The sequence below is a fragment of the Streptomyces sp. NPDC006372 genome (assembly GCF_040612515.1).
GTDB lineage: Bacteria > Actinomycetota > Actinomycetes > Streptomycetales > Streptomycetaceae > Streptomyces.
The window spans coordinates 12,197-34,874 of sequence record NZ_JBEXQJ010000036.1; the positions used below are offsets into that span (position 1 = coordinate 12,197).

21 protein-coding genes are annotated in these 22,678 nt (G+C 72.1%); 17 read left to right on the plus strand and 4 right to left on the minus strand.

Going from position 1 to position 22,678, the window contains the following annotated elements:
* Positions 1–71 precede the first annotated feature (71 nt).
* The 5 genes from ABZ016_RS35435 (at position 72) to ABZ016_RS35455 (ending at position 4,762) form a co-directional block, all read left to right on the plus strand.
* A complete protein-coding gene (locus ABZ016_RS35435) occupies positions 72–1,391 on the plus strand; it encodes an extracellular solute-binding protein (RefSeq protein ID WP_356920820.1) in 1,320 nt (439 codons plus the stop codon).
* Positions 1,388–2,365 carry a sugar ABC transporter permease gene (locus tag ABZ016_RS35440; protein ID WP_356920821.1) on the plus strand — a complete coding sequence of 326 codons (978 nt, stop codon included), beginning with the start codon at positions 1,388–1,390 and terminating at the stop codon, positions 2,363–2,365. Before ABZ016_RS35435 ends, ABZ016_RS35440 begins: the two co-directional genes overlap by 4 nt.
* Positions 2,362–3,273, plus strand: a complete 912-nt coding sequence (locus ABZ016_RS35445) for a carbohydrate ABC transporter permease (RefSeq protein WP_356920822.1) — start codon at positions 2,362–2,364, stop codon at positions 3,271–3,273. Before ABZ016_RS35440 ends, ABZ016_RS35445 begins: the two co-directional genes overlap by 4 nt.
* On the plus strand, positions 3,270–4,301 hold the full coding sequence (locus ABZ016_RS35450) for a LacI family DNA-binding transcriptional regulator (protein WP_356920823.1): 1,032 nt from the start codon (positions 3,270–3,272) through the stop codon (positions 4,299–4,301). The genes ABZ016_RS35445 and ABZ016_RS35450 overlap by 4 nt, the downstream gene beginning before the upstream one ends.
* Positions 4,302–4,372: 71 nt before the next feature.
* On the plus strand, positions 4,373–4,762 hold the full coding sequence (locus ABZ016_RS35455; protein ID WP_356920824.1) for a MarR family transcriptional regulator: 390 nt from the start codon (positions 4,373–4,375) through the stop codon (positions 4,760–4,762).
* 13 nt (positions 4,763–4,775) lie between these two features.
* Here the strand turns inward: ABZ016_RS35455 and ABZ016_RS35460 are convergent, their stop codons facing one another.
* Positions 4,776–5,645 carry a LysR family transcriptional regulator gene (locus ABZ016_RS35460; protein WP_356920825.1) on the minus strand — a complete coding sequence of 290 codons (870 nt, stop codon included), beginning with the start codon at positions 5,643–5,645 and terminating at the stop codon, positions 4,776–4,778.
* A 324-nt stretch (positions 5,646–5,969) separates the two neighbouring features.
* Here ABZ016_RS35460 and ABZ016_RS35465 point away from each other — a divergent pair, with 324 nt between their 5' ends.
* Genes ABZ016_RS35465 through ABZ016_RS35505 form a run of 9 tightly spaced genes read left to right on the plus strand, consistent with a single transcriptional unit; the run spans position 5,970 to position 14,696 of the window.
* The gene (locus ABZ016_RS35465) at positions 5,970–6,674 is read left to right on the plus strand and encodes a lysophospholipase (RefSeq protein WP_356920826.1); all 705 of its coding nucleotides are present in this window, start codon (positions 5,970–5,972) and stop codon (positions 6,672–6,674) included.
* Positions 6,671–7,513, plus strand: coding sequence for a sulfurtransferase (locus ABZ016_RS35470; RefSeq protein WP_356920827.1), 843 nt, complete (start codon positions 6,671–6,673; stop codon positions 7,511–7,513). The genes ABZ016_RS35465 and ABZ016_RS35470 overlap by 4 nt, the downstream gene beginning before the upstream one ends.
* Positions 7,514–7,527: 14 nt before the next feature.
* Positions 7,528–8,406 (plus strand): ABC transporter permease, encoded by an 879-nt coding sequence (locus ABZ016_RS35475; protein WP_356920828.1) that lies wholly within the window; start codon positions 7,528–7,530, stop codon positions 8,404–8,406.
* A gap of 3 nt (positions 8,407–8,409) precedes the next feature.
* Positions 8,410–9,126 carry an ABC transporter ATP-binding protein gene (locus ABZ016_RS35480; RefSeq protein WP_356920829.1) on the plus strand — a complete coding sequence of 239 codons (717 nt, stop codon included), beginning with the start codon at positions 8,410–8,412 and terminating at the stop codon, positions 9,124–9,126.
* Complete coding sequence (locus ABZ016_RS35485) at positions 9,123–10,091, plus strand: ABC transporter substrate-binding protein (RefSeq protein ID WP_356920830.1); 969 nt, start codon at positions 9,123–9,125, stop codon at positions 10,089–10,091. The genes ABZ016_RS35480 and ABZ016_RS35485 overlap by 4 nt, the downstream gene beginning before the upstream one ends.
* Before the next feature lie 13 nt (positions 10,092–10,104).
* Positions 10,105–11,202 carry an LLM class flavin-dependent oxidoreductase gene (locus tag ABZ016_RS35490; protein WP_356920831.1) on the plus strand — a complete coding sequence of 366 codons (1,098 nt, stop codon included), beginning with the start codon at positions 10,105–10,107 and terminating at the stop codon, positions 11,200–11,202.
* 10 nt (positions 11,203–11,212) lie between these two features.
* The gene (locus ABZ016_RS35495) at positions 11,213–12,220 is read left to right on the plus strand and encodes an ABC transporter substrate-binding protein (protein WP_356920832.1); all 1,008 of its coding nucleotides are present in this window, start codon (positions 11,213–11,215) and stop codon (positions 12,218–12,220) included.
* Positions 12,217–13,323 (plus strand): acyl-CoA dehydrogenase family protein, encoded by a 1,107-nt coding sequence (locus ABZ016_RS35500; protein WP_356920833.1) that lies wholly within the window; start codon positions 12,217–12,219, stop codon positions 13,321–13,323. Before ABZ016_RS35495 ends, ABZ016_RS35500 begins: the two co-directional genes overlap by 4 nt.
* Entirely contained in the window at positions 13,320–14,696 is a 1,377-nt protein-coding gene (locus ABZ016_RS35505; RefSeq protein ID WP_356920834.1) for an FAD-linked oxidase C-terminal domain-containing protein, read from the plus strand. The genes ABZ016_RS35500 and ABZ016_RS35505 overlap by 4 nt, the downstream gene beginning before the upstream one ends.
* A gap of 35 nt (positions 14,697–14,731) precedes the next feature.
* On the opposite strand, the gene ABZ016_RS35510 is transcribed toward ABZ016_RS35505, so the two are convergent.
* The 3 genes from ABZ016_RS35510 to ABZ016_RS35520 all read right to left on the minus strand — a co-directional run bounded on the left by ABZ016_RS35510 (position 14,732) and on the right by ABZ016_RS35520 (position 16,992).
* Positions 14,732–15,130 carry an SseB family protein gene (locus ABZ016_RS35510; protein ID WP_356920836.1) on the minus strand — a complete coding sequence of 133 codons (399 nt, stop codon included), beginning with the start codon at positions 15,128–15,130 and terminating at the stop codon, positions 14,732–14,734.
* 137 nt (positions 15,131–15,267) lie between these two features.
* Positions 15,268–15,945: a 1,4-alpha-glucan branching protein gene (locus tag ABZ016_RS35515; RefSeq protein ID WP_356920837.1), complete on the minus strand. Its 678-nt coding sequence runs from the start codon at positions 15,943–15,945 to the stop codon at positions 15,268–15,270.
* 51 nt (positions 15,946–15,996) lie between these two features.
* A complete protein-coding gene (locus ABZ016_RS35520; protein ID WP_356920838.1) occupies positions 15,997–16,992 on the minus strand; it encodes an aminoglycoside phosphotransferase family protein in 996 nt (331 codons plus the stop codon).
* Positions 16,993–17,288: 296 nt separating this feature from the next.
* On the opposite strand from ABZ016_RS35520, the gene ABZ016_RS35525 reads away from it, so the two are divergent.
* The 3 genes from ABZ016_RS35525 to ABZ016_RS35535 are packed head-to-tail and all read left to right on the plus strand — an operon-like array spanning position 17,289 to position 22,596.
* Positions 17,289–18,422 carry an MFS transporter gene (locus tag ABZ016_RS35525; RefSeq protein WP_356920882.1) on the plus strand — a complete coding sequence of 378 codons (1,134 nt, stop codon included), beginning with the start codon at positions 17,289–17,291 and terminating at the stop codon, positions 18,420–18,422.
* A 29-nt stretch (positions 18,423–18,451) separates the two neighbouring features.
* Positions 18,452–20,218 (plus strand): glycoside hydrolase family 35 protein, encoded by a 1,767-nt coding sequence (locus ABZ016_RS35530; protein WP_356920839.1) that lies wholly within the window; start codon positions 18,452–18,454, stop codon positions 20,216–20,218.
* Positions 20,212–22,596, plus strand: a complete 2,385-nt coding sequence (locus ABZ016_RS35535) for a beta-galactosidase (protein WP_356920883.1) — start codon at positions 20,212–20,214, stop codon at positions 22,594–22,596. Before ABZ016_RS35530 ends, ABZ016_RS35535 begins: the two co-directional genes overlap by 7 nt.
* Positions 22,597–22,678: the final 82 nt, after the last annotated feature.

A 22,678-nucleotide genomic window follows, 5' to 3' on the forward strand; every position in this document is an offset into this window, starting at 1 on the left:
TACTGTGAACGCTCACAGAAGCATGGCAGGTTCTCGCAGCAGGCGAGGACCCCAGGTCAGGGGAGAGATCCATGCCGTACGCGAAGCGCCACCGCCTCGTGAGATCCGCCGTCGCCCTGGTGCTCGGCACCACCGCCCTCGCCGCCTGTGGCACCGAGTCGGCGGACAGCGAGACCGAGTCGGGCCCGGCCTCGCTGACGTACTGGACCTGGACGCCCGGCATGGACAAGGTCGTGGACCTGTGGAACGAGGGGCCGGGCAAGAAGGACCGGATCACCGTCACGGTGAAGAAGCAGGCGTCCGGCGACACGCTGGTCACCAAGATCCTCACCGCGCACAAGGCGGGCAAGGCCCCCGACCTGGTGCAGGCGGAGTACCAGGCGCTGCCCACACTGGTCAGCAACGACGCGCTGGCGGACATATCGAAGAACGTCGGTGACGCGCAGGGCAGCTTCGCCGACGGCGTCTGGCAGCAGACGACGCTCGGCACGGACGCCGTGTACGCGGTCCCGCAGGACATCGGGCCGATGATGTTCTACTACCGCGAGGACCTGTTCAAGGAGTACGGCCTGTCGGTGCCGACGACCTGGGACCAGTTCGCCGAGACCGCCCGGAAGCTGAAGAAGGCGGCCCCCGACAAGGACCTCACCACCTTCTCCGCCAACGACTCCGGCCTCTTCGCCGGCCTCGCCCAGCAGGCCGGCGCCAAGTGGTGGACGACCTCCGGCGACCAGTGGAAGGTCGCCATCGACGACGCGGCGACGCAGAAGGTCGCGAAGTTCTGGGGCGACCTGGTGAAGGAAGGAGCCGTCGACAACCAGCCGATGTACACCCCGGCCTGGAACAAGGCGCTCAACACCGGCAAGCAGATCGCCTGGGTCAGCGCCGTGTGGGCACCGGGCACGCTCACCACCGCCGCCCCCGACACCAAGGGCAAGTGGGCCATGGCCCCGCTCCCCCAGTGGTCCGCGAGCGAGAACAGCACCGGCAGCTGGGGCGGTTCCTCCACCGCCGTCACCACGGACTCCGAACACCAGGGGGCCGCCGCGAAGTTCGCCGCCTGGCTGAACACCGACCGTGAGGCTCTCAACGCGCTGGCCAAGGAGAGCGGCATCTACCCGGCCGCCAAGAACGCCCAGACCAGCGGCGCCTTCCTCAAGCCGCCGGCCTACTTCTCGAACCAGGCCGACTTCTACAGCAAGGCCGCCGACATCGCGGAGACCACCGCGCCTTCCGCCTGGGGCCCGAACGTGAACGTCGCCTACACCACCTTCAAGGACGCCTTCGGTGCCGCCGCGAAGAACAAGTCGGACTTCGGCGCCGCGCTGAGCAAGATGCAGGACGACACCGTCGCCGACATGAAGAAGCAGGGCTTCGAGGTCGCTCGGTGAAAAGCACGGCACACAGGCAGTCGTACGGGGTCAAGGGGGCCCCGTACGCCCACCCGTCTCCCACCACCACCCTCAAACGAGCGCGAAGCGCCCCCTATCTCTTCCTCCTCCCCGCGACGGTCCTGTTCGCGCTCTTCTTCGCGCTGCCCATCGGCTACGCGGTCTGGCTCAGCTTCCGCAAGGTGAAGGTCTCCGGCCTGGGTCTGGGCTCCGGCGCCCGCACAGAGGTCTGGGCGGGTCTGGAGAACTACACCGACGCCCTCTCCGACAGCGAGCTGCTCGACGGGACGCTGCGTGTCCTGGGCTACGGCTGCATCGTCGTCCCGGTCATGCTCGGCCTGGCCCTGCTGTTCGCGCTGATGCTCGACTCCGACAAGGTGCGGCTCGCGCCCTTCACCCGGCTCGCGATCTTCCTGCCGTACGCCGTCCCGGGGGTGGTGGCGGCGCTGCTGTGGGGCTTCCTGTACCTCCCGGACGTCAGCCCCTTCTCCTTCGTACTGGACAGGCTGGGCCTGCCGCAGCCGGACCTGCTGGACGGCGGGCCGCTGTACCTCGCGCTGTCGAACATCGCCGTGTGGGGCGGCACCGGCTTCAACATGATCGTCATCTACACCTCGCTCCAGGCGATCCCGGCGGAGGTGTACGAGGCGGCGAAGCTGGACGGTGCCACGCCGACGCAGATCGCGCTGCGGATCAAGATCCCGATGGTGGCCCCCTCCCTGGTGCTGACCTTCTTCTTCTCGATCATCGCGACCCTCCAGGTCTACAACGAGCCGACCACCCTCAAGCCGCTCACCAACTCCGTGTCCACGACGTGGAGTCCGCTGATGAAGGTGTACCGGGACGCGTTCGGCGACGGTGACATCCACGGGGCCGCGGCGCAGGCCGTGATCATCGCCTTCGTGACGCTCCTGCTGTCCTTCGGCTTCCTGCGGGCCGCGAACCGCCGTCAGAAGCAGGAGGCCGCTCGATGAGCTCCCTTGCCGTCCCCCAGGCCGAGCCCGTGGCGGGCACCACCCCCGGCAGCACGGCACAGGGCCGTCCGCCGCTGCGCCGCCGGATCGCGCTGATCCCGACGGTCACCCTCCTCCTGGGCGCGCTCTACTGTCTGCTGCCGGTGGCCTGGGTGGTCATCGCGGCCACCAAGTCCGGGCGTGAGCTGTTCTCCACGTTCACGTTCCTGCCGGGCACCGGCTTCGCCGGCAACGTCCGGGACCTGAGCGCCTACCGCGACGGCGTCTACTGGGAGTGGATGGCCAACTCCGCCCTGTACGCCGGGCTGGGTGCCCTGCTGTCGACCTGCGTGTCCGCGGTCAGCGGCTATGCGCTGGCGACCTACCGCTTCCGGGGCCGCGAGGCGATCTTCAACGTGCTGCTGGCGGGCGTGCTGATGCCGCCGGTGATCCTCGCCGTCCCGCAGTACCTGCTGCTGGCCAAGGCCGACCTCACCGACTCCTACCTGTCCGTACTGCTGCCGCAGATCCTCTTCCCGTACGGCGTCTACCTTGCGCGGATCTACGCCGCCGCCGCGGTGCCCGCCGATGTGGTCGAGGCCGGTCGGATGGACGGGGCGAGTGAGTGGCGGATCTTCACCCGGATCGCACTGCCGATGATGCTCCCCGGCATGGTCACGGTGTTCCTGTTCCAGTTCGTGGCGATCTGGAACAACTTCCTGCTGCCCTACATCATGCTCAGCGACGACGAGAAGTTCCCGATCACGCTCGGCCTGTTCACGTTGCTGGAGCAGGGCGCCAACGCGCCGGCGCTGTACACGCTGGTGATCACGGGCGCGTTCCTCGCGGTGTTCCCGCTGGTCGCCCTCTTCCTGGTCATCCAGCGGTTCTGGAGTCTGGATCTGCTCTCCGGAGCCGTAAAGTCATGACCATGAACGCTGCGGGGGGCAGGCGCAGGCCGCCCACGATCCACGACGTGGCGCGCGAGGCGGGGGTCTCGCGCGGCACCGTCTCGCGTGTGCTCAACGGCGGCCACTACGTCAGCCCGGCCGCCCAGGAGGCGGTCGACGCGGCCATTCGCAAGACGGGTTATGTCGTCAACCGGCACGCCCGCTCCCTGATCACCGGGCGGTCCGACTCGATCGGCTTCCTGCTCACCGAGCCGCAGGAGCGGTTCTTCGAGGATCCCAATTTCAACGTCCTGCTGCGCGGCTGCACCCAGGCGCTCGCCGCGCACGACATCCCGCTGCTGCTGATGCTGGCGGGCACCGAGGACGAACGGCGTCGGATCGCCCGGTACATCACCGCCGGGCACGTCGACGGGGTGCTGCTGGTCTCCAGCCACTCGGGCGATCCCGTCGCCGAGCAGTTGCGCGGCGCCGGAGTGCCACTCGTCGCGTGCGGCAAGCCGATCGGACTGGGCTCGAAGGTGAGCTACGTGGCCGCCGACGACCGCGACGGCGCCCGCGACATGGTGCGGCACCTGCTGTCGCTCGGACGGCAGCGGGTCGGCATGGTGACGGGCCCGCTGGACACACCAGGCGGTGTCGAGCGCCTCGCCGGCTACGAGGAGGTGCTGGCGGAGGCGGGGCTGGACTTCGACGAGCGGCTCGTCGTCTCCGGCGACTACAGCCGGGCCAGCGGCGAGGCGGGCGCCGAGCGGCTGCTGTCGCGGGTCCCGGACCTGGACGCGGTGTTCGTGGCCTCCGACCTCATGGCACAGGGGGTGCTCACCGCCCTGTCGCGGGCGGGGCGGCGGGTGCCGCAGGACGTCGCGGTCGGCGGCTTCGACGACTCACCGGCCGCCCTGGCCGCCAGCCCCGAGCTGACGACCATCCGGCAGCCGTGGGACCGCATCAGCACCGAGATGGTGCGGGTGCTGCTCGCGCAGATCGGGGGTGAGGACCCGGCGGCGGTGATCCTGCCGACGGAGTTGGTGAAGCGGCAGTCGACCTAGGTCCTGCGCTCCCCGGAAAGACGCCACCGCATGCACAGTCATCGAACCGCGGGCCGGTGTACGGTTCGGATATGGCGGCGAAAACGGCTGGTGCGCGGCTTGAGGAGCGGTGGCGGGACATCCTGTCGGCGCACGCGCGCACGATGTGCGAGATCGACCGGGCGCTGCATCCGCACGGCCTCGGCGCGTCCGACTTCGAGGTCCTGGACATGCTCGCGACCGCGGCGCCCGAGGAGGGCGAGCAGTGCCGGGTGCAGAACCTGGTGGGGCGGGTGCACCTCAGCCAGAGCGCGCTGTCGCGGCTCATCGCCCGGCTGGAGAAGGACGGGCTGGTGACGCGTTCGGTGTGCATGGAGGACCGTCGCGGCGTGTGGGTCGCCCTGACCGCCAAGGGCCGTGACCTGCACGCCGAGGTACTGCCCCTCCAGCGGGCGGCGCTGGCCCGGACGCTGGGCGAGTAGGCCCCCCGGGGGGTCACGCTCCCGTCGGGGCCTCCTCGCGCAGCAGCTCCCGTACGGCGTCGAAGGCGGCCGCGACGGTCGCCAGGTCCGCACCGGAGCGGGCGAGCGCGCTCATCGGGATGGGTGTGACCGGGGGCAGCGCCGCGCAGGAAGTGAGCCCGTCGGGGGCGGAGCCGACTGCCGCGAGCAGCGCCACGCCCTGACCGGTGCGAGCGATGTCGAGGACGCCCGCGAGATAGCCGGCGTCACCGACCACCTGGGCGGGCATGCCGTGCGCGGCGAGCGTTGCGATGGCCCGGCGGCGGATCGCACAGGGATCCTCGACGGCGACCAGCGGCACGGGAGCGGGCTCGGGCGGCGGCTGCCAGCCGGGCACCGCGTACCAGGTCAGCGGGAGACCGCCGACGGGGGTGCCCTCGGTCGCGGCGGCCTCGGTGACGTAGACCGCGACGTCGACGCCACCGCGCTCCACTGCCTCCACGAGTCGGGCGGAGCGGTCGATGCGGTAGCGGACCCGGCAGCCGGGGCGCACGTCCCGGACGGCGGCGGTCAGCCGGGGCAGGAACTGGTCGGCGGCGTGCTCGGTGGCGCCGATAGTGACCGTGCCCGCGTCGACGTCGAGCAGGGTGCGGACGGCCTCGTCGTGCACAGCCAGGATGCGCCGGGCCTGTTCCAGGAGCCGGTGGCCGTCGGCGGTGAAGCGCGTGCCGCGCCCCTCGCGCTCGACGACCGGCCGCCCGAGGGTCTTCTCCAGCTTGCGCACGTGCTGGCTCACCGCCGACTGGCTCAGGTCCAGCGCCCGGGCGGCGCGGTGGAAGCCGCCGCAGTCGGCCACGGCGGTCAGGCTGCGCAGGGCGACGAGGTCGAGAACGGGTCGGTGCATGCGGCGACCGTAGTCGCTTGACTGACCGATCGCTATTCCTGATCGGTTTCGATGCGGAATCGTCGTTGGACGGCGCCTGTCACGACCGGTCATGATGAACGCATGCTGCACGCGACCGCTTCCGCTGCCCTTCTGACGCAGCGCCGAGTCATCGACTTCGGCGTGGCGTGCAGCGCGCGCTGTCGCTGACCCTTCGCAGCACTTCCCCGCTCCAGCACCTGAGCTGATCACGTCCTTCCGCACTGACACGTGACAGCCGGTATCCCCCGCCCTGCCTTGTCCTGCCCTGGACACCCCCTGCCCCGACACGGGAGTTGCCCCCTCATGTCCTCTTCGCTCCGTTCCTGGGACGAACCCGAAGGTCTCGCCGCCCGCGGCACGCTGATCGTGCTGGCCGGACGTGGTGAACACGCGGGCGTGTACGAGCGGTTCGGCCGCCGGCTCGCCTTCGACGCCTACCGCGTCCGCGCCCTCGGTGACCCGTCCGCCGATCCGGGCGTGCTCGACACGGCCGCCGAGCTGCTCGCCGACGAGTCCCTGCCCGGACCGAAGGTGCTGGTGGGTTCGGACACCGGCGCCCACCACGCCGTACGACTCGCCGCCGAGCGGACCCCCGGCCTCGACGCCCTGGTCCTGGCGGGTCTGCCCACCGGCCGCTGGACGGCGGGGAGTTGGGAGGAGGAGACCGAGGCCCGCACCGCCTGCCCCACGCACCAGGGGCGCCTCGCCGGCGACCCGGAGTTCCGGCGCGGGGCGCTGGACGTCACCCCGGAGCTGTCCGGACCGGACCTGGACCGGGTGCGGGTCCCGGTGCTGGCGCTGCACGGCAGGGACGACGTGGTGAGCCCGCTCGACGCGGCCCAGAAGACATACGCCGGCCACCCCGTCGAGCTGGTGACCTTCCACGGCGGGCGGCACGACGTCCTCAACGACGCCCTGCACCGCACCGCCGCCGCCACCGTCGTGCTGTTCCTGGAGCGGCTGCGCGTGTCCTCCGAACTCCCCCTGATCGCGGAGGGTCTCGCATGACCGTGACGACGAGCGCCCCCGAACTGCGCGAACGACTGGCCTCCGAGCAGCCGCCAGTGCTCCTCGACGTCCGCTGGGCACTGGGCGACCCGCACGGGCGTGAGCACTACGAAGAGGGCCACATCCCGGGGGCGGTGTACGTCGACCTGGAGACAGAGCTGGCCGCGCCGCCGAGCCCGGAGGGCGGGCGTCACCCGCTGCCCGACCTCGCGCGGCTGGAGGCGGCGGCCCGCCGCTGGGGCGTCGGCCGGGACCGGCCCGTGGTGGTGTACGACGACCTCGGCAACACGGCGGCGGCTCGCGCCTGGTGGCTGCTGCGGTACGCCGGAATGACGCACGTGACGCTCCTCGACGGGGCCCTCGGCGCCTGGCGAGCCGCCGGACTGCCTCTGGAGACGGGTGCGCCCGCAGCTCCGGAACCCGGTGACGCAGTCCTGGCCGCGGGACGTCTGCCGGTCATCGACGCCGACGGTGCCGCCGAACTCGCCTCTTCGGGCCTGCTGCTGGACGCCCGGGCGGCCGAGCGCTACCGCGGCGAGGTGGAGCCGGTGGACCCGCGCCCCGGCCACATCCCGGGGGCCGTGTCCGCGCCCACCGGGGAGAACCTCGCGGCCGACGGCACCTTCCTGCCCCCGGAGGTACTGCGCGAGCGGTTCGGCAAGAAGGGGGCGGACGGGGCCACGCGCATCGGCGTGTACTGCGGCTCCGGAGTCACCGCGGCACACCAGATCGCCGCCCTAGAGATCGCCGGATTCGAAGCGGTGCTCTTCCCCGGCTCCTGGTCCGCCTGGTCCGCCGACCCCGCCCGCCCGGCCGTGACCGGCCCGCTCCCGGCCTGACGAAGGAAACCGCCATGACGACCCCGACACCGGCCACGGCGGTGCTGCCCGAGCAGACCGCCGACCCCGGACCGCCCGCCACCACCCGCGTGACCCTCCGCGGCAGTACGAAGTCCCGCCGCCGCCTCTCCCTCCCCCGTTCCGTACGCCGTTCCGCGGGCCCGGTCGGCCTGGTCCTGCTGTGGTTCCTGACCTCGGCCACCGGCGTCCTCCCCGAGACCGTGCTGGCCTCGCCCGTCGACGTCGTGAACCAGGCCGTGGAACTCACGCGCAACGGTGAACTGCCCTCCGCCATCGCCGCGTCGGGCCGCCGCGCCGCCGTCGGCTTCCTGATCGGCGCGTCCGTCGCGCTGAGCCTGTCCCTGCTGGCCGGGCTGTTCCGGCTCGGCGAGGACGTCATCGACTCCTCGATGGGCATGTTCCGGGCGATCCCGTGGGTGGGTCTGATCCCCCTGTTCATCGTCTGGTTCGGCATCGAGGAGACCCCGAAGATCGCGCTGGTGGCGCTCGGCGTGACGTACCCGCTGTACTTCAACATCTACGGCGGCATCCGCTCCACCGACTCCCAGCTCGTCGAGGCGGCCCGCATGATGGGCCTCGGCAGGCTCGGGCTGATCAGGTACGTGATCCTGCCGAGCGCGCTGCCCGGGGCCCTCGTGGGACTCCGGTACGCGCTGTCGACGGCCTGGCTGGCGCTGGTCTTCGCCGAGCAGGTCAACGCGGACGCGGGCCTCGGCTATCTGATGAGCAACGCCCAGCAGTACTTCCGCACGGACGTCATCGTGCTCTGCCTCGTCGTGTACGCGCTGCTGGGGCTCGCCTGCGACTTCGCCGTACGGATCCTTTCGCGCCGGCTGCTGACCTGGCGCGCCAACTTCGAGGGCGAGGCGTAGAACATGACCAACAGTGTGGAGACCAGGGGGCTTTCGCGGTCCTTCGACGGCAACACCGTGCTGCACGATCTCGATCTGGACATCCGGGAGGGCGAGTTCGTGGCCCTGCTCGGGCACAGCGGCTGCGGCAAGTCGACGCTGCTGAGGATCCTGGCCGGGCTCGACGAGGAGATCGGCGGCGAGGTCACCGTGCCCGCCCGCCGCAGTGCCGCCTTCCAGTCGCCGAGGCTGCTGCCCTGGCTGAAGGTCTGGCGCAACGTCGTCCTGGGGCTGCCCGGCCGCCCCGACAAGGCGCTGGCGCTCAAGGCGCTCGACGAGGTGGGCATCGCGGACCGCGCGACCCTCTGGCCCAAGACGCTCTCCGGCGGCCAGGCCCAGCGCGTCTCGCTGGCCCGGGCTCTCGTCCGCGAGCCCGAACTGCTGCTCCTGGATGAGCCGTTCGGCGCCCTGGACGCGCTCACCCGGGGCAGGGTGCAGCAGCTGGTGGCCGAGCTGTGGCAGCGGCACGGCTGCGCGATCCTCCTGGTCACCCATGACGTGGAGGAGGCCCTGCTGCTCGCCGACCGGGTCCTGGTGATGGACGAGGGCCGGATCGCCCACGAGCTGAGTGTCGACCTGCCCCGGCCCCGGGACCTCACCGCCCCGGAATTCGTGTCCCTGCGCGCCCGCCTCCTGAACTGGCTGGGCGTGACCCGCACCCTGGAAGGAACCCCGTCGTGAACCGCCGTACCGCAGCCGCCGCGCTGAGCATGACCACCCTGCTGGCGCTGACCGCCTGCGGCGGGAACTCCTCCGCGGACGCCTCCTCGTCGCAGCAGGTCACTCTCACCATCGGCGACCAGGCCAAGACCCTCCAGACGATGGTCGCCGCCGCAGATACCCTGAAGGGTGCGAAGTACAAGGTGAAGTGGGCCGAATTCGAGGGCGCGGCCCCGCTCTACCAGGCCGTGCAGGCGGGTGCCGCCGACACCGGGTACTCCGCGGACCTGCCGGCGCTCCAGGCGCTCAGCGGCGGGGTGAAGGTGAAGAACGTGGCCGCGCTGAAGAACGACGGCCGGCATGTCGGGCTCGTCGTGCGCAAGGACTCCGGCATCGACAGCGTGAAGGACCTCAAGGGCCAGCGGGTCGTGGTGTCCTCCGCCAAGGGCAGCGTCTCCGAGTATCTGCTGGCCAACGTGCTGAAGCAGAACGGGCTCGACTACAAGGACGTCAAGGTCCAGTACCTGCTGCCGACCGACGCGCAGGCCGCGTTCGCCTCCGGGAAGGTCAAGGTCTGGGCGACCTTCGGGGTCTACCAGGCCGTCGGGCTGAAGCAGGGCGGGCGCCTCCTCGCCGACGGCGGGGACGGCCGGGTCAGCGGCATCGGCTTCGTCAACGCCAGTGAGCAGGCCCTCGCCGACCCGTCCAAGAAGTCCGCGCTCGCCGACTTCCTCAAGCGCCTCGGCACGGCCCTCAAGTGGACGAGCACCCACAAGGAGGCCTACGCCGAGGCCATCCGGACCCGTAACGGCGCCGATCCGGCCGTGGCGAAGACGCTGGCCTCCGCCGGCTACAGCAAGGTCCTGCCGGTCACGGGCGATGTGAACTCCACCGTCCAGGGCGTGGCCGACCTCATGCACGGCATCGGCGTCCTCGACCCGAACGTCGACGTGGCGAAGTCCGCCGACCCCTCCCTTCTCGACTGACCAGGAGCCGTACATGCCTGTCGAATTCATCAGCGCCGTCCACACGGACGCCGGAGCCTCGGGACCGGCGGCCGCGAGCCGCACCGGGCTCGACGTCGACCACCTGCGCAAGTACGCCCGCGCCCTGGACGACGGCGGTTTCGACCACACCCTGGTCGCCTATCACTCGGCCTCGCCGGACGCCTTCCAGATCGCCCAGTTCGTCGCCACCCACACCGAGCGGATCCGCCCGATCCTGGCCCACCGGCCGGGCGTGATCTTCCCGACGCACGCCGCCCGGGCGCTGGCCACCCTGGACCGGATCAGCGACGGCCGGCTGACCGTGCACATCATCTCCGGCGGCAGCGACGAGGAGCAGCGCCGGGAGGGCGACTACCTCGGGAAGGCGGAACGGTACGAGCGGTCCGACGAATACATCCAGATCCTGCGGAAGGTGTGGCAGGCGGACGGGCCCGTCTCGCACCAGGGCAAGTACTTCACCTTCGAGGGCTACTACTCGGACGTGAAGCCGGTGAACGGGCTGGTGCCGATCTCGGTGGGCGGCTCGTCGCAGGACGCCTACCGGGTGGGCGGGCAGCAGGGCGACATCTTCGGGCTGTGGGGCGAGCCGCTGAAGGAGACGGCCGAGCAGATCGCGGCAGTGAACAAGGTGGCAGCGGCCGCCGGGCGCCCCGACCCCCGTATCTGGGTGTCGTTCCGCCCGATCATCGCGCCCACCGACGAACTGGCCTGGGAGAAGGCGCACCGCACCCTGGGCGTGCTCAAGGACCAGGCGCGCAACACCGAGCTGCTGCGGCACTACCGCACGACCGGCCGCCCGGCCAACGTCGGCTCGCAGCGGCTGCTGGACATCGCCGAGCGCGGCGAGGTGCACGACCGCTGCCTGTGGACGGCCCCGGCGGCCGCCACCAACGCGGCCGGCGCGTCGACGGCCCTGGTCGGCTCGCCCGAGACGGTCGCGAAGGCGCTGCTGGACTACGTCGACATCGGCTGCGACCTGCTGTCGATCCGTGGCTACGACCCGCTGAACGACGCGATCGACTACGCCCGCCACGTCCTGCCCCTGGTCCGCCAGGAACTCGCCCACCGCGCCAGCACCCAAGCCGCCTGATGGAGAGCCCGTGTTGTTCCGGCACACCCTGCGTACGTCCGCCGCCGCCCTGGCCCTGCTCCTGCCCTTCGCCGCGGGCTGCGGCGGCCCGGCGCAGGCCGAGTCCCCGTCCGACCTGTCCTCCGTCACGCTCTCCGTCGGCGCCACCGGCTGGAAGACCGAGGAGGCGGTCCTGAAGTACGCGCACCTCGACGACACCCCCTACAAGGTGAGGTGGAGCCAGTTCCAGGGCGGTGAGCAGCAGCTCCAGGCCGTCCGGGCCGGAGCCCTGGACCTCGCCTCGTCCAGTGAGATCCCGCCCGTCTTCGCCGCCGCGGACGGCGCCCCGAACTTCAAGGTCGTCGCCGTGCAGCGCGGGGCGACGCTCAACCAGGAGGTCGTCACCCGCAAGGGCTCGAAGGTCACCGGCATCGCGGGACTGAAGGGCAAGAAGGTCGGCTACGTCCAGAACACCACCGCCCACTACTTCCTCTACACGCTGCTGAAGCAGGCCGGTCTGAAGTGGTCGGACATCGACGCCAAGCCGCTGCTGCCGAACGACGGGCTCGCGGCCCTGAACGGCGGCAGCATCGACGCCCTCGCCTCCTACGGCACGTCGATCATCACCGCGCACCAACAGGGAGCCCGCACGATCGGCTCGGGCAAGGACATCCTGTCGGGCAACTTCCTGTGGTCGGCGCGCGACAACGTGCTGCAAAGCCCGGCGCGGCGGGCCGCTGCGGCCGATCTGATCGCCCGGATCACCAAGGCGTACGCCTACGTCCGCGACGGCCGCGAGGAGGGCTTCGCGAAGATCACCGCAGCCGCCACCCACCAGCCCCTGGCCCAGGCGCGGAAGGACCTCGTCGACGCCCAGAAGCAGCGCCCGACGCGTGCCCGGCCGGTAGGCGACGACACCATCGCCTCCCAGCAGAAGGTCGCCGACGCCTTCACCGAACTGGGAGCGCTGAAGCAGCACCTGGACGTGAAGTCCTTCTGGACCACCGCCCTCGACGCCGATCTGAAGAAGGCCCTGTGACCGAGCGCATCGCCGAACTGGCCGCCGAGCACGACCGGTCGGCCGCCTTCCCCGCCGAGTCCCTCCGGATCGCCCACGAGGCCGGGCTGCTCACCGCGACGATCGGCCGGCCCTACGGCGGTCAGGGCGCGGGAGTCGAGGAGACCGCGCGGATCCTGCACCGCCTGGGGCGGGCGGACCCGTCCGTCGCCCTGATCGCCGCGATGACGCTCACCAACCACGCCCGGCAGGCGGTGCGGCCGCACTGGCCCGAGGAACTGTACGCGCGCGTGGTGAAGGAGTCGTTCGAACGGCCGGTCCTCCTCAACCACGCGCGCGTGGAGCCCGATCTGGGCTCCCCCGCGCGGGGCGGGCTGCCCGCCACCCGGGCCCGGCGCACCGCCGGCGGCTGGGCGGTCAGCGGCACCAAGCGGTTCGTCACGGGCGCCGAGGGGCTCGACTGGTTCCTGGTGTGGGCGACGACCGACGAGCCGGAGCCGCGCGTGGGCACGTTCCTGGTGCCCGGCGGCTCGCCCGGCGTCGAGATCACCGGCCGCTGGGACCAGCTGGGCCTGCGGGCCAGCGGCAGCCACGACGTGACGTTCCGGGACGTCGAGATCCCGTACGACCACGTCATCGGGCTCGGACCGTACGGACCGGCCGCCGAGCAGGACAACCGTGCGGGCGCCAGTCTCCATCTCCCGCTCGCCGCCCTCTACCTGGGAGTGGCCCGCGCCGCCCAGTCCTTCTTCCACACCTTCGCCCACGCGCGCGTGCCCGCCAACCTCGGTCATCCGGTGGCCCGCACGGAGCGCTTCCGGCGGACCGCCGGGGAGATCGAGGTGCTGCTCGCCGCCGCCGAGCAGCTCGTGTTCGACGGCGCCGCGCGGGTGGACACCGCCCATCCCTCCTACACCCCGGAACAGGCCCTCGGCGCAAGGGTCCTGGCCGACCGGCACGGGGTGCGGGCCGTGGAGCTGGCCGTGCGGCTGCTCGGCAACCCGGGGCTGGCCCGCGGCAATCCGCTGGAACGGCACTTCCGCGACATCCAGTGCGCGCCGGTCCACGCGCCACAGGAGGACATCGCCCTGCTCGCCCTCGGCACGAAAGCACTGAACCCATGACAGTGGCACCGGAAACAACCGCCTCCGCACGTCTGCTCGGCCTGCTCGCCCGTGACCTGCCGCCCGACCGGCTGCTCACCGATCCGGGCACGATCACCGCGCACACCACCGACCGCTCCGGCACCCGGCCGGACGGGGAGCCGCTGGCTGTCGTACGGGCCCGGCGCACCGAGGACGTCATCGTCACCCTCCGGCACGCGCACGAGCTGGGCGTCCCGGTGGTGCCACGAGGTTCCGGAACCGGTCTGTCGGGCGGGGCGGCGGCCGGAGAGGGCTCGCTGGTCCTGGACCTGTCCGGCATGAACCGGATCCTCGAACTCTCGGCGGACGACCAGCTGGCCGTCGTGGAGCCCGGAGTGATCACCGCCGAACTGGACCGGGCGGCCGGTGAGCACGGCCTGCGCTACGCGCCGGATCCGGCGAGCGCGGCGTGGTCGACCATCGGCGGGAACATCGCGACCAACGCGGGCGGGCTGCGCTGCGCGAAGTACGGGGTGACCCGGGACAGCGTCCTGGGTCTGGAGGCGGTCCTCGCGGACGGCACGGTGGTGCGCACGGGCCGCCGCACCGTCAAGGGTGTCACCGGCTACGACCTGACGGCGCTGCTCACCGGCTCGGAGGGCACGCTCGCGGTGATCACCTCGGCGACGTTGCGGCTGCGGCCGGTGCCGGTGGCGACGGCGACGCTCGCGGCGTACTTCGGCACCTTCGAGGCAGCGGCGGAGGCGTCGTACGCGATCACTCGGGCCGGGGTGGAGCCCGCGCTGGCGGAACTGGTCGACGGGCCGGTGCTGCAGGCCGTCGACCCGGCGCTGCGGGAGCGGGGGGCCGCGCTGCTGGTGGTGCAGTGCGACGGTGCGGGCGCGGCGAGCGAGGCCGCGGCGGTGGCCCGGCTGCTGGAGCCTCTCGCGACGACGGTGGAGCGGACGGAGGACCCGGCCCGGGCGGAGGCGCTGCTGGCGGCGCGCCGGCTCGCGCTGCCGTCACTGGAGCGGCTCGGCCGCCCGCTGATCGAGGACATCGCGGTCCCGCGCTCCCGGCTGGCGGAGGCGGTCCGGGAGATCCGGGCGATCTCGGCACGCCACGACGTACCGGTGTTCACCATCGCGCACGCCGCGGACGGCAATCTGCATCCGATCATCGTCGTCGACCCGGCCCTCGACGGGCTGCCGGACACGGTGTGGGAGGCGGCGGGCGAGATCTTCGCGCTGGCGCTGCGGCTCGGCGGGACACTGACCGGGGAGCACGGTGTGGGTGTGCTCAAGCGGCAGTGGGTCGCCGAGGAACTCGGGCCGGCGGCCCACGCGGTGCAGCGGCGGATCAAGGAGGCTCTCGACCCGCGGAACGTCTTGAACCCCGGCAAGGCCCTCTGACCTGCCTACCGCGTGGGCGCCCGGCGCGAGTGCTACTAACGGGCCAGCAGGGTGCGGACTCCCTCCGAGGTCAGCGTCAGGCGGTGCTCCGAACTGCCGTCGATGGTGAGCGACAGGTCGTCGGCCGGCCACTGGGCGGCGAGGGCGCCGAGCGGCACCATGCGGTAGCGGGAGACGAACGGCAGCAGCCCGGCCATCTCCACCTCGGAGGTGAACACGGGCACCACCGGCTCGCCGCCCGGCTGCTCCAGTACCGGCAGCGCCACCGCCGAGGGGTTGGCGGCATCGGCGTCGCCCGCGTCGTCGGGCACGGGGATGAGCACGTCGCTGTTGGCGAGCGCGTCCAGAGCCGCCGCGTCCTCGGTGTTCTCGGCGAGGACGTCCAGTGCCCGCTGGGCGGGCGTGGGCGTGGGGTCGTTTGCGGGTGTCTCCATGGCACATTCCCTGGTAGCGGCGGTCGTGCGGCCTGCCCGGGACAAGATCCGCCCCGGACACGGTCCTGCTCGCGTACCCGAACGTTCCCTGGGCAATCCTGCTTGATCTTGGAGGTTCGGAGGAGGGGTTCTGGGGATCAGGAGGATGCCGGGCCCAGCGGGCCGGGGCCGGAGTGCAGGACGGCGAAGACTCCCCGGGCGCGGGTCCCGTCCGGCAGCTGCCAGACGCCCGTGAGGTGGCCGGTCGTTCCTCGCGGAGGGGAGAACGGGCCGTCCGGGGCGGGCCGCAGGGTCCGGTGCAGGCGGAGGGCCGGGCCCTGGGGCGAGGTCAGTCGGGTGCCTTCCTGGTCGTCGGTGGGGGTGAAGTCCGCGGGGAGGGGGCCTTCGCCGGTGTAGATCGCGGCGACGTCGCGGTCAGGGGTGTCGGTGAGGCTCTGCTGCTGGGCCTGCACCCGGCCCTCGACGAGGGCCGTCAGCTGGGTCAGCAGGACGGGGTCGTGGCAGCCGTCGTAGGCCCAGCGGCGGCCGAGGACACCGTGCTCCATGGTGCCGACGAGGGCGTCCTCCGCGCCGTCGAGCGGGGCGCCGCGGTAGGTGAGAGGTACGAGGTACGTGATCGGGTGGTCACCGGTGGCGTCGGTGGCGACGATGAACTCGATCCCGACCTCGCCCTGCGGGTCGTCCAGCCGGAACCCGCCGGCCTTGGTCAGCTCCGGATCGGCCGGCCCGCCGCGGTACCAGGGGCGTGAGGGCAACCAGGAGGTGAGCAGTTCCAGTTTGGTCGGCTTGAGTGTGGTGTGGTGGATGACGGCCATGTCATCGTTCCCTTCCGTTACGTCGGTGCGAGTCTTGTGCTGGACTGGCGGTCAGGACGCGTGGGCGCTGAAGACGGTGTTGCGGCGCAACTGCCCGGCGCACCACCGGAAGTGTCCGTCGCTGTCGTCCGGACCGAAGAGGTCGTAGGTGCTGAGGGCGTATGCGGCCTGGTACGCGGTGAGGGCGGCGGGCGCGTAGCCGAGTTCCTGGGCGAAGAGTCGTGTGAGGTCCGCGGTGTGCCGCCGGGCGTGCGGACCGTACATGTCGCAGACGGCCGCGGTGACGGCCGCCTCGAAGGCGGGGTCGCCGGCGGTCGTGCAGAACCCGAAGTCGAGGACGGCGACGGGGCGGCCGGCGGCGTCGACGTGGATGTTCGGCGGGATCAGGTCGCCGTGGATCACGGTGACCGGGGCGTCGGGAAGCGAACGCAGCGCGTCCAGCGTGCGCGCGACTCCGCCGTCGAAGTCGGGCACATGCGGAGCGAGAGCGGTGCCGTGCCGGGCCACCGCCCGGGCGACCAGGGCCGCGAGCGCGTCCTGGAACCGGTCGTGGCCCTGCCACAGCGGACGGTCGTCGCCCTGGACGGTCAGCCTGCGCATCGCGTCCGTGCCCGGCACCGAGGCGAGGCCACGCAGTACGGCGAGCAGTGTGTCGCGGTGCCGGACGGGCAGTTCGCGCTCGTACTCCTCGTGCGCGGAGTCGCCCCGCAGCGGGGCGCCGGGCAGCTCACGCTCGTACGTCACCACGGCGTCCCGGTGCCGCTCGACCTCGAAGATCTCCGGCGTGGCGAAGGGCAGGCGGTGTCGCGCGAGGTCCGCGTACACCTGGCGGGTGAGCTCGACCGGCGGCCGGCCGTTCCACACCTTGGCGACCCGGCCCTCGCCCAGCGCGTAGACGACGCCCTCGACACCGGCCCCGATCCGGCGCGCCCCGGGATGTCCCCGGTCGGCGAAGTGCCGGGGCCACGGATCGGCGGCGGAATCCGGTACGGCGTTCGGTGCGGTGTTCGGCCCGGCTTTCGCCGCGGAGTTCGGTGCGCTGTCCACCCGCGCAGTAGATCAGCAGTTCCTCCTGTCTGACCAGGTGTTTTCGGTCGAGCCGAGTCGGCGGGCACCGAGTGGAGGTCGTACCCGAGATCCAGCCCGTCGGTAATTCCTCCAGCGTTCAACGGTGTTGACGGGCGCAATGTTACCGGTAACATCACCTCTGTTTCCGACGTTCGCGACTGTGTCCTCCGCCCACTTTCGACCGTGGGCCGTCCCCCGGAGTCCGCGTGACCGACCAGCACACCGCACAGCGCGCCACCCCCGTCTCTCCCACCCCGCCGGTCCCGCTCGCCCCGGTGTTCAGCAGGGCCGCCGTCATCGCCTCCTGCGTGGGCTTCGTGCTCATCGGTGCGTTGCAGGCCCTGTACGGACCGGCGATCCCCGCGTTCCGTGCGGAGTTCGGGCTCTCCCCGTCCACCGCGGGGCTGGGTCTCAGTGCCCACTTCGTCGGCGGCGTGGCCGGTGTGCTGCTGTTCGACCGGCTCTACGGACGGGTCGGCAACCGGCGGATCCTCGGCAGCTCCTACCTGTTGATGGCGGTCGGCGCGGCGGGTTTCGCACTGGCGCCCGGCTGGCCGGTCGCCCTGGCGGCGGCCCTGCTCGCCGGGCTCGGTTTCGGCGGTATCGACTACGGGCTCAACCAACTGTTCGCCGTCGGCTTCGGCCACCGTTCGACCGCGATGCTGAACATCCTCAACGCCCACTTCGGCATCGGCGCGATCCTCGGCCCGGCCGTGATCGGCGCGCTCGGCGCCGAGCACTACCCGGCCGTCTTCCTGTGCTTCGCGCTCGCCAACCTGCCGCTGCTGCTGTGCCTGAGGGGCGTACGGAACGACGCGCCCCTCCCGGCCCCGGACGACACCGGCAGCGGTCAGGTTCTCCGGCGGAGCCTCGGCTCGGTCCTCGCCGTCTTCGTCGTGCTCTACGTCCTGCACGTGGGCATCGAGGCCGGTGTCGGCGGCTGGGAGCCCACGCACCTGGAGACCGTCGGCTACGGCGCGGGCGTCGCCGCCACCGCCACCTCCGTGTACTGGCTGATGATGACCGTCGGCCGGTTCCTGGTCGCCCCGCTCGCGCTGCGCTTCTCTGCCCAGGCCATCGTCACCGTGTCGTGCGCGGGCATGACGGTCTGTCTGCTGGCGGCGTCCGTACCGGCGCTCGCACCGTACGCCTACGCCGGTGTCGGCCTGTTCATCGCGCCGATCTTCCCCACCGGACTGCCGTGGCTGAACCGGGCCGCACCGCGGGCCCGGAGGGCCGGTGCGCTGGTCATCGCGGCCTCCATGATCGGCGGTGTCGCGGCGGGCCCCGTCCTCGGCAAGGCCATCGAGTGGTCCGGCGTCCGCGCGGTGCCGCTCCTGCTGTGCGGGGTCTCGGCACTCTGCCTGGCCGCGACGCTCTGGCTGATCCGCGGCACCCGATCCCATTGACCGCCCCTGCCTCGAAGGGAAGCCTCCGCATGCCCGCTCTGACGACGACGTCCGACGGATTCCTGCTGCACGGCGAGCCGTTCCGGATCCTCTCCGGCGCGCTGCACTACTTCCGCGTCCATCCCGACCTGTGGTCCGACCGGCTCCGCAAGGCACGGCTGATGGGACTCAACACGGTGGAGACGTACCTGCCGTGGAACCACCACCAGCCCGATCCCGAGGGGCCGCTGGTGCTCGACGGCTTCCTCGACCTGCCCCGGTTCCTCCGGCTCGCCCAGGACGAGGGACTGCACGTGCTGCTGCGTCCGGGCCCGTTCATCTGTGCCGAGTGGGACGGCGGCGGCCTCCCCGACTGGCTGACCTCCGATCCGGACGTCCGGCTGCGGACCAGCGATCCCCGCTTCACCGGGGCCGTCGACCGCTACCTCGACCTGCTGCTGCCGGCGCTCCGGCCGCACCTGGCCGCGGCGGGCGGGCCCGTGATCGCGGTGCAGGTGGAGAACGAGTACGGGGCCTACGGTGACGACCCCGCGTATCTGAAGCACCTGGCCGACGCGTTTCGCTCCCGGGGCGTCGAAGAACTGCTGTTCACCTGCGACCAGGCCGATCCCGAGCACCTGGCCGCGGGAAGCCTGCCGGGGGTGCTGACGGCCAGCACGTTCGGCAGCCGCGTCGAGCAGTCGCTCGGCCGGCTGCGCGAGCACCGCGGCGAAGGCCCGTTGTTCTGCGCCGAGTTCTGGATCGGCTGGTTCGACCACTGGGGCGGCCCGCACCACGTGCGGGACGCGGCCGACGCCGCCGCCGACCTGGACCGGCTGCTGTCCGCCGGTGCGTCCGTCAACATCTACATGTTCCACGGCGGCACCAACTTCGGGTTCGCCAACGGCGCCAACCACAAGCACGCCTACACGCCGACCGTCACGTCGTACGACTACGACGCCGCGCTCACCGAGTGCGGCGACCCGGGTCCGAAGTACCACGCCTTCCGCGAAGTCATCGCCCGCCACGCGCCCGTTCCCGACGAGCCCGCCCCGTCCCCGGGCGTCAAACTCGCGCCTACCGAGGTCGAGTTGGACAGCCGGGCGCTGCTGCTGCCCCTCACCGGCGCGCTCGCCGATCCCGTCCGTGCCGACTCCCCGGTGACCATGGGCGATCTCGGCCAGCGCACCGGTTATGCCCTGTACCGCACCACACTCCCCACCGCCGGGGACGGCCTGTTGCGCTTCGGCGGTGGTGTCGGAGACCGTGCCCAGGTCTTCGTCGACGGCGCCCCGGTCGGGGTACTGGAGCGCGAACGCCACGACGAGACGCTGCCCGTGCGTGTCCCGCGAACCGGCGCGACGCTGGAGGTCCTCGTCGAGAACATGGGCGGCGTCAACTACGGGCCTCGCATCGGAGCGCCCAAGGGCCTGCTCGGGCCCGCCTCCTTCAACGGTGCCGCCTTGCGCGGCTGGGACTGCCACCCGCTGCCGCTGGACGACCTGGGCGCGGTGCCCTTCACTCCGGCCGGCGAGGCGGCGGTCACCGTCCCGGCCTTCCACCGCGGCACCTTCGAGGTGGCCGAGCCCGCCGACGCCTTCCTCGCCCTGCCCGGCTGGACGAAGGGGCAGGCCTGGATCAACGGCTTCCACCTGGGCCGCTACTGGAACCGTGGGCCGCAGCACACGCTCTACGTGCCCGGACCGGTGCTGCGCAGGGGTGCGAACGAGCTGGTGCTGCTGGAGCTGCACGGCACCACCGTCACTCGCGCCCGGCTCACCGACGCGCCCGACCTCGGCCCGGAGAACACCTGGTGACCCCGCACCGGCTGCGCGTACCCGCGCCCTCCGCTCCCCCACGGACCGGTCACCTCCCCTTCGCCGACGCCCCGGGCGTGCCCGACCGCGTCGAGGTCACCAGCCGCTGGCTCACCCGGGGCGGCCGTCCCTGGTTCCCGGTCTCCGGCGAGTTCCACTACTCCCGCTACCCGGCCCGGGAATGGGAGGAGGAGCTGCTGAAGATGAAGGCGGGCGGGGTGACCGCCGTCGCCTCCTACGTCCTCTGGATCCACCACGAGGAGGTCGAGGGCCGGATCCGCTTCGACGGCGACCGCGACCTCAGGCGCTTCGCCGAACTCTGTGCCCGGCACGGTCTGGACTTCGTCCCCCGTATCGGCCCCTGGTGCCATGCGGAGGTCCGGGGCGGCGGCCTGCCCGACTGGCTGCTCGCCCGTGCCCTCACCCCCCGCACCGACGACCCGGCCTATCTGGAGGCCGTACGCACCTGGTTCGCGGCCGTCGCGCACCAACTGCGCGGCCTGGACCGGGAGCACGGCGGTCCGATCGTCGCGATCCAGGTCGAGAACGAGCTCTACGACCAGCCCGGCCACCTGCGGACGCTGAAGCGCCTGGCCCAGGAGGCCGGGCTGAGCGCGCCGCTGTGGACGTCGACCGCCTGGGGCGGGGTGTCGCTCCCGGGCGAGGAACTGCTGCCGCTGTACGGCGGTTATCCGGAGGCGTTCTGGGCGGAGGCGGACGAGGGCTGGCCCGACGCCTGCCGCAAGCACTTCTTCTTCACCCACGAGCGCGACGACGAGGCCATCGGCGCCGATCTGCGGCCCACAACGGTGCGCGGAGCCCGCCCGGCACCGGCCGACCGGTTCCCCTGGGCGACCTGTGAGTTGGGCGGTGGCATGGCGGTGGCCTACCACCGGCGGCCCCGGGTCGAGGCCGCCGACGTGGGTGCGCTGGGGCTCACCAAGATCGGCTGCGGCTCGGTGTGGCAGGGCTACTACATGTTCCACGGCGGCACCAACCCGTCCGGCGAGCTGACGACCCTTCAGGAGTCGCACGCCACCGGTTACCCCAACGACCTGCCGGTGCTGAGCTACGACTTCCAGGCCCCGCTCGGTGAGTACGGCCAAGTGCGCCCCTCGTACCACGAACTGCGGCTCCAGCATCTGCTGCTCGCCTGCTTCGGGCACCGGATCGCGCCCATGGAGTCCGTGCTGCCCGAGCGGCCTCCCGCCGGGCAGCACGACCGGGACACGCTGCGCTGGGCTGTCCGCACCGACGGCACCTCGGGCTTCCTCTTCGTGACCAACCATCAGCCGCACGAACCGCTGCCGGACCATCCGGACACGGCCTTCACGGTCGACTTCCCGGGCGCGGCGGCGCTGACGCTGCCGAGCACTCCCGTCATGGTGCCCTCCGGCGCGTACTTCTGCTGGCCGCTGCGGCTGGAGGTGGCCGGACTGCGGCTGGAGTGGGCGACGGCGCAGCCGGTGTGCACCGTCGAGGCGGCCGGCCGTACGGTCCTGGTGCTGGCCGCGACCGACGGCATCGCGCCCGAACTCGCCCTGGACGCAGCGACGGTGGGGTCTGTCGCAACGCCGTCCGGGGACGTGACACCGGTCGCCGGCCGGGTCCTCGTCAGCGACGTGCGGCCCGGCACCGACGCCCTGGTCGAGGTGGACGCGGCCGACGGTTCACGTGTCGGCCTGCTGATCCTGGACGCTGCCACGGCCCGTGCCCTCTACCGGGGCACCGCGTGGGGAGCCGAGCGGCTGGTGCTGTGCGAGGACGGTGTCGTCTTCGACGGGGACGAGGTACGGCTGCGCAGCCGGGCCGCCGAGCCGTCGTTCGCGGTGCTGCCCGCGCCGGAGTCCGCACCGGTGGTGGAGGGGGCCCGGGTGCGGGAGGCCGCGGAAGGTGCGTTCACCCGCTACACGATCGAGGCCGGGCCCGCGGCGGACACCCCGGTGCCCGTCACCCTGGTCCGGTCCGCCGGTCCGGCGCCCGAGCCGGTGTACGGCGTGCGGGGCCGGGCGAGCGCGCCTGAGGACAAGTACGTGGAGACGGTGTCCGCCGAGTACCACGTCGACGTGCCGGAGGACCTGCTGCGGGAGCCCGCCGGTGTGCTGCTGCGGCTGAGCTGGACCGGCGACCTGGCCCGGGCCTATGTGGGGGACGTCCTGGTCGCCGACCAGTTCTACTCGGGGCGTGTGTGGGACATCGGCCTGGACCGGCTGCCCGTCGGCCAGGTGCGTGCGCGGGGGCTGCGGCTGAGGGTGCTGCCGCTGGCCGCGGACGCCCGGGTGCATGTGCCGGGGCAGGTGGGGGACGCCTGGCGGGCGGCCGGGGTGCGGCACGCCGAGTGGGTGGTCACGCGCTCCTGGACGGCCCGGGCCGGCTGAAGCCCCCGCAGTCGCCACCCGGCCTATGCTGTGCTCCTGCCGGGCGGCCGAGGACCGCCGTATCCGACGTCGAGGAAACCAC